The sequence below is a fragment of the Kitasatospora aureofaciens genome, assembly GCF_001188955.3.
GTDB classification, from domain to species: domain Bacteria; phylum Actinomycetota; class Actinomycetes; order Streptomycetales; family Streptomycetaceae; genus Kitasatospora; species Kitasatospora aureofaciens.
In genome coordinates, this window is record NZ_JPRF03000025.1 from 109,763 (window position 1) to 115,870 (window position 6,108).

6 protein-coding genes are annotated in these 6,108 nt (G+C 74.9%); 2 read left to right on the forward strand and 4 right to left on the reverse strand.

Annotated features, from left to right (window positions below):
* The first annotated feature begins 488 nt into the window (after positions 1-488).
* The gene (locus HS99_RS47830) at positions 489-872 is read left to right on the forward strand and encodes a cold-shock protein (protein ID WP_030289703.1); all 384 of its coding nucleotides are present in this window, start codon (positions 489-491) and stop codon (positions 870-872) included.
* 19 nt (positions 873-891) lie between these two features.
* Here HS99_RS47830 and HS99_RS17940 read toward each other — a convergent pair whose 3' ends face one another.
* The 4 genes from HS99_RS17940 to HS99_RS17955 form a co-directional block, all read right to left on the reverse strand.
* A complete protein-coding gene (locus tag HS99_RS17940; protein ID WP_030289704.1) occupies positions 892-1,749 on the reverse strand; it encodes a 1,4-dihydroxy-6-naphtoate synthase in 858 nt (285 codons plus the stop codon).
* Positions 1,742-2,503 carry a futalosine hydrolase gene (locus HS99_RS17945; RefSeq protein ID WP_046386228.1) on the reverse strand — a complete coding sequence of 254 codons (762 nt, stop codon included), beginning with the start codon at positions 2,501-2,503 and terminating at the stop codon, positions 1,742-1,744. Before HS99_RS17945 ends, HS99_RS17940 begins: the two co-directional genes overlap by 8 nt.
* 10 nt (positions 2,504-2,513) lie before the next feature.
* On the reverse strand, positions 2,514-3,062 hold the full coding sequence (locus tag HS99_RS17950; protein WP_030289706.1) for a hypothetical protein: 549 nt from the start codon (positions 3,060-3,062) through the stop codon (positions 2,514-2,516).
* Between the two features lie 83 nt (positions 3,063-3,145).
* Positions 3,146-4,540 carry an MFS transporter gene (locus HS99_RS17955; RefSeq protein WP_370863271.1) on the reverse strand — a complete coding sequence of 465 codons (1,395 nt, stop codon included), beginning with the start codon at positions 4,538-4,540 and terminating at the stop codon, positions 3,146-3,148.
* A 545-nt stretch (positions 4,541-5,085) separates the two neighbouring features.
* Here HS99_RS17955 and HS99_RS17960 point away from each other — a divergent pair.
* Positions 5,086-5,967 (forward strand): DUF3027 domain-containing protein, encoded by an 882-nt coding sequence (locus tag HS99_RS17960; protein WP_030289708.1) that lies wholly within the window; start codon positions 5,086-5,088, stop codon positions 5,965-5,967.
* The last annotated feature ends 141 nt before the right edge of the window (positions 5,968-6,108 follow it).

Sequence of the window (6,108 nt, forward strand, 5' to 3'; positions counted from 1 at the left end):
CGGGCTGCGCCGGGCCGCCCGCCGCGGGCCCCGGTCTGCGCCGTCCAGTCTGGCAGAACGCCCGGCGCGGCGGCCCACCGGAGCGGCTCGGTCACGTTGCGCAGTTTCCCGGCAGCGATGCGTTTTGATCCCTGCTGGGCGGGGGTATGCACGGGGTGCCGAGGGGCGCTACAGGTGCGTCCCGTGTCCTCAGACCCGGGGGTGTGAGCCGATGGACAGCGCAGAACCGCGCCCCGGCCGTGCCAGTGCCGGGTCGCCCGCGGCGGCGAGATCCCCGCGCTCCCGTCACCCCTGGCGGGCCTCGGAACGCGGAACCCTCATCGCGGAACGCGGATGAGGCAGTGACGGGCCGTTAGTCTGCTCCTGGCAACGCGCCGACCGTGAGCGCCCGCGGGCGCCGAGTCGAGGTCGGCCGTCCTTCTTCCACCCCATCCAGTGATCCCCGGCCAGGTCCGGGATCCCTCACACCCATTCGAGGACTGTTCGAGATGCCCACCGGCCAGGTCAAGTGGTTCAACGAGACGAAGGGCTTCGGCTTCCTGTCGCGCGACGACGGTGGCGACGTCTTCGTCCACACCAAGGCGCTGCCCGCCGGTGTCACCGTGCTGAAGCCGGGCCAACGGGTCGAGTTCGGCGTGGTCGCAGGCCACCGCGGGGACCAGGCGATGGCCGTGCAGCTGCTGGACGCACTGCCCTCGGTGGCCGCCGCCCAGCGCCGGAGCGCCGACGACATGGCGCCGATCGTCCAGGACCTGATCACCACCCTGGACGCGGTGCTGCCCGGTCTCCAGCGCGGGCGCTACCCGGCCAAGCCGACCGGCCAGAAGCTGGCCGGCCTGCTGCGCGCGGTGGCCGACCAGTTCGACGTCTGAGTCCGGGGATTCACGGGCCCTACGACGGGAACGCGAGCGCACCCGGGTCGAGCGGGGGGACCAGCCCCTCCTCGGCGGCCCGGGTGAGCAGCGCGTGGACGGCTCCGTAGCCCTCCTCGCCGAGGTCGGCGGTGAACTCGTTCACGTACAGCCCGATGTGCTGGTCGGCGACGGCCGGGTCCATCTCCTGGGCGTGCGCCAGCACGTACTCCCGGCTGGCCGAGGGGTCCGCCCAGGCCTGCCGGACGGAGGTGCGGATCGTCTCGGCCAGCTCGCGCAGCCGCCCGGCGCCCAGCGAGCGCCGGGCGACGATCGCGCCCAGCGGGATCGGCAGGCCGGTCTCAGCTTCCCAGGCCTCGCCCATGTCGGCCAGGCTGTGCAGGCCGTACTGCTGGTACGTGAAGCGGGCCTCGTGGATGACCAGGCCGGCGTCCACCCGGCCGTCCCGGACGGCGGGCATGATCTCGTGGAACGGCAGGACGACGATCTCGCCGAAGCCCCCCGGCACCGCCCGCGCCGCCCAGAGCCGGAACAGCAGGTAGGCGGTGGAGCGCTCGGACGGCACCGCGACCGTCTTCCCGGCCAGCTCCGCGGGGGAGCCGACACCCGGCAGGGTGAGCACCAGCGGGCCGCAGCCGCGCCCGAGCGCGCCGCCGCAGGGCAGCAGGGCGTACTCCTCCAGGACCCAGGGCAGCGCGCCGTAGCTGATCTTCAGCACGTCCAGCTCGCCGCGCTCGGCCAGGCCGTTGGTGACGTCGATGTCGGCGAAGGTCACCTCGGGGGCGTCCGCCCCGGGGACCTCGCCGTGCGCCCAGGCGTGGAACACGAAGGTGTCGTTCGGGCAGGGCGAGTACGCGATGCTCAGCCGTTCAGCCACGGCCGGCCTCCTCGATCAGTTCTCGGACGGGCAGGGCCGCGAAGGCCCGCTCCAGGGCGGCCAGCGCCTCGCCGATCCGCCAGGCGGCCCGGTCGCGCGGGCCCACCGGGTTGGACACGGTGCGCAGCTCGAAGACCGGCACGCCGTACCGGGCGGCGGCCTCGGCCACGCCGAAGCCCTCCATCGCCTCGGCGGCGGCACCCGGGTGACGGGCCGCCAGCGCGGCGGCCCGCTCGGTGCTGCCGGTGACGGTGGAGACGGTCAGCACCGGGCCGGTGACGGCGTCGACGTCCCGGGTGCCGAGTGCCTTCCCGGCCAGCGCCACGACGGCCGGGGGAGGGGTGTGCCGGACGGTCCCGAAACCCAGCTCGGTCACGTCGGCGAAGCCTTCGGGGGTCTCGGCGCCGAGGTCGGCGACGACGATCGCGTCGGCCAGCACGGTGGCGCCGACCGGCGCGTGCGGGGCGAACCCGCCGGCGATCCCGGCCGAGGCGACCAGGCCGTACGGGCGGGCCGCCAGGGCGGCGGAGGCGGCGGCCGCGGCGGCGGCCGGTCCGACCCCGGCGGCCAGGACGTCCACCGGCGCGCCCGCGCAGCGGTGCAGCACCCCGCCGGGCAGCGGTACGGCCTCGGCCCCGCCGGGCAGACCGCGCAGCACCGCCTCGGCCTCCGCCGGGACCGCGACGACGACGAGCAGCCGGGCCCGTTCGGGGCCCGGCTGCCCGGGGTGCGCGTCGACGACGTGCGCGGTCATCGCGGGAGCGTCAGCTGTTGCCGGCGTCCGTGGCGTTCTTGCCGTTCAGCTGGAAGTACCAGACCGCGATCGGGGCCTCGGCCTTCTTGTCGATCTCGACCACCGTGACCAGGGTGCGGCCGCTGGCGTTCAGCACCGAGCCGGCCGTCTGGAGACCGGAGAAGGTCGGGCCCTGGGCGTACGAGAACAGGCTGGTCTGCCCGCCCTGGGAGGACGAGCCGCCGTTGGTGGAGGCCCACCAGCCGGTCTTCGCCACGTTCGGGCTGACGCCGACACCGATCCGGTCGCTCGGCACCACGTCGGAGGACGGCAGCGAGCCGTCCTTCAGGGCCTTCGTGGCATTGGCCTTGCACTGGTCCTGCTGGTCGTCGGTCAGCGGGCTGCCGTCGTTCCAGCAGAGCGGGTCCGCGGTCATCGACGAGGTGCCGACCGTCAGGGTGGCCCGGTGGCTGTTGTGCTCGGTCTGGCCGGCGGCGATCGCGACGGAGGTGCCAACCGTGGCGGCACCGACCACGACGACGGCGCCGAGGGCGGCGATGACACGGGTATTGAGGCTCATGCGTCAGAATCTACCGGGCCCGGCCGATCACGCTACGCGGGGGTCGGCCACCGCGTGTTGCCCGTCACCCCGTACGGGCCGGTTCAGGCCACCCGGGGCGCGGCCGGGTGCCGTCGCAGGCCCAGCCGCAGCAGCGAGTGGCCCGTCCACACCAGCACCAGGCCGACCACCGCCGCGGCGATCGACAGGCCCAGCACCCCGTCCAGCGGCAGCACGATGCCCACCCCGCCGCCCGCCACCCAGGACAGCTGCATCAGCGTCTCCGAACGGGCGAACGCCGAGGTCCGCACCGCCTCCGGGACGTCCCGCTGGATCAGCGCGTCCAGCGCCAGCTTGCCCAGCGAGGCCGCTATCCCGGACACCCCGGCGACCAGGACCACCGTCACCACGCCGTACCAGAGCGCGGCCGCCGCCGTCGCGCAGGTCGCCAGCAGCAGCATCGCGGTGACCGTCGCCTCCGGGCCACGGGTGCGCAGCCAGGAGCCGAGCACCGAGCCCAGCGCGTTGCCCGTCCCGGCCGACAGCGCCACCAGGCCCAGCGCCAGGGTCGGCTGCAGACCGCCGATCGGATCGGTGCGCAGCAGGAAGGCCAGGAAGAACACCAGGAAGCCGACCAGCCACCGCATCCCCGACATCGCGCGCAGCGCCAGCACCACCGACGGCCCGACCGTGCGCAGCGAGGCCTTGACCTTCGGGGGCCTGTGGTGGATCAGGTGGGGGCCCTGGCCCTCGCCGGGCAGGTCGGCGTGCAGCACGGCCCGCTGCTCGCCCTTGGCCGAGTCGACGGTGTGCGGCAGGTGGAAGGCCATCAGGGTGCCGATCACGAACACCAGGAAGGCGCCGCGCAACGGCCAGCCAGGCCCGATCAGGTGCAGCGCCCCGCCCACCGCGGCCGCCACGCCGGTGGCCAGCAGCCCGGCCAGGGTGACCCGGGAGTTCGCCTTCACCAGGGACAGCCGGCTCGGCAGCAGCCGGGGCACCACCACGCTGCGCACCACCCCGTACGCCTTGGACGCCACCAGCACGCCCAGCGCCTCCGGGTAGAGCGCGATGCCGCCGCCGGAGATCACCCCGGCCATCGTCCAGGCCAGGACGGCCCGGGCCAGCATCGACATCGCCATGGCGGCCCGGCGGCCGTGCGGCAGCCGGTCCAGCAGCGGGCCGACCACCGGGGCGAGCAGGGCGAACGGGGCCATCGTGATCAGCAGGTACAGGGCGACCCGGCCGCGGGCCTCGCCGGTCGGGACGGAGAAGAAGATGGTGGAGGCCAGTGCGATGGTGATCAGCATGTCGCCGAAGGAGTTCAGGGCGTGCAGCTCGATCAGCTTCGCCAGGCCCGACTCGCCCGCGCCCTCGGCCGAGGTGGCCCGGCGGATCCGGCGGCCGGTGCCGTGCACCAGCTTGCCGGCGCTCAGGCCGACGGTGGAGGCGGTGCGGACCAGGAAGTGCCGGCGGGGCTCGGGGGCCTCCTCGGCCAGGTCCTCGTCCTCCGGCGGACCGGGGAATGCCGACGGGGTCTCCGGGATCTCCGCGGTGTCCGCCGTCTCCGGCCGGAGGGACTTCTCCAGAGTGACCCGGGCGGTGGACGCCCCGTCGCCGTCCGCCGGCTGCGGTTCGCCCGCAGCGGGGACGTGAGGCTGCTGTCGCGACGCGGCGTCCGCCTCGTCGGGGCTGTCGGCCTGCGAGGCGGGCACTGCGTGCTGCGACGGGTCGTCGTCCGCCACAAGCCCATCCTGCCCCAGATTCGCCGCCGTAACGCGGGATGCGGAACCGCTCGGCGCGGCCTCCGGAAGGGTCGGCTCCGCCCCGGACTGTGCCGGGGCACCGAGCGCCGGGTAGCCTGCCCCAGGGGCCGCCCGCCGGGGCGCAGGGGCGCCGGCAGGCCGGACGAGCGGCGCGGCCGGTACCCGCGGCGGCCCCGGGTCGCGCAGAATGGATGAGGGACTACCGCGCCGCGGCGGAGAAGGCAACACGCCGTGGGCGACAGAAGAACTGGGAGAGAATCGACGCCGTGAGTGCTGCGATGCGAAGCCGTACCCCCGACCGGCTCTGTGCCGAGGCCGTCGAACTCGCCCGCCAGGCTGCCGAGGAGGCCGTCGGGCCGGAGGCGGTCGGGACGCACCTGGGTGTGCAGGCGGACGCCGACCGCGTCGTCACCCACAGCTTCGAGTGCCTGGACGCGGCCTACCGCGGCTGGCACTGGGCGGTGACCGTCGCCCGCGCGCCGCGCGCCAAGAACGTCACGCTGGACGAGGTCGTGCTGCTGCCCGGCCCCGACGCCGTGCTGGCGCCGGAGTGGGTGCCGTGGAGCGAGCGGCTGCGCCCGGGCGACATGGGCCCCGGCGACCTGCTGCCGACCGGTGCCGACGACCTGCGGCTGGAGCCCGGCTGGACCGGCGAGGACGAGCCCGCCCCGAACTCCGCGGTCGCCCTCGCGGCCGAGGAGGACGTGGTCGTCACCGACCCGCACGTCCAGCCGGCCCCGGCCCGCGCCCAGATCAACGCGGTCGCCGAGGAGCTCGGCCTGGGCCGCAGCCGGGTGCTCTCCCGGCTCGGCCTGCACCTGGCCGCCGACCGCTGGGAGAAGTCCCACGGCCCGCAGACCCCGATGGCGCAGGCCGCCCCGGCCGCGTGCGGCAGCTGCGGTTTCCTGATCCCGATCGGCGGCTCGCTCGGACAGGCCTTCGGTGTGTGCGGCAATGAGTTCGGACCGGCCGACGGCCAGATCGTCTCCTTCGCGTACGGCTGCGGCGGCCACTCCGAGGCGGCCGTCATCCCCGCCCCGCCGGCGCCGTCCGAGCTGATCCTGGACGAGTTGGTGGTCGAGCCGCTGCAGCTCCACCCGGACCGCGCCTCCGGCTCGGTCGAGCCTGACGCCCCGGCGGAGGAGCTCGGCCACTCCTGATCCGTCCCCGCGGCCCGTCCCACTGAACCGGTGGGGCGGGCCGCAACAACAAGGGACGGACGGGCACCGGAGGCGCCGCCCGGTAGGCGGCGGCGGGATGGTTGCGGTACAACAATCCCTATTTGACGATTGATCGGAGAA

Excerpts from the sequence above, each read along its gene's own strand:
- HS99_RS17960 (WP_030289708.1), top strand. The coding sequence starts at position 5,086 with ATGCGAAGCCGTACCCCCGACCGGCTCTGTGCCGAGGCCGTCGAACTC.
- HS99_RS17950 (WP_030289706.1), bottom strand. The coding sequence starts at position 3,062 with ATGAGCCTCAATACCCGTGTCATCGCCGCCCTCGGCGCCGTCGTCGTG.
- HS99_RS47830 (WP_030289703.1), top strand. The coding sequence starts at position 489 with ATGCCCACCGGCCAGGTCAAGTGGTTCAACGAGACGAAGGGCTTCGGC.
- HS99_RS17945 (WP_046386228.1), bottom strand. The coding sequence starts at position 2,503 with ATGACCGCGCACGTCGTCGACGCGCACCCCGGGCAGCCGGGCCCCGAA.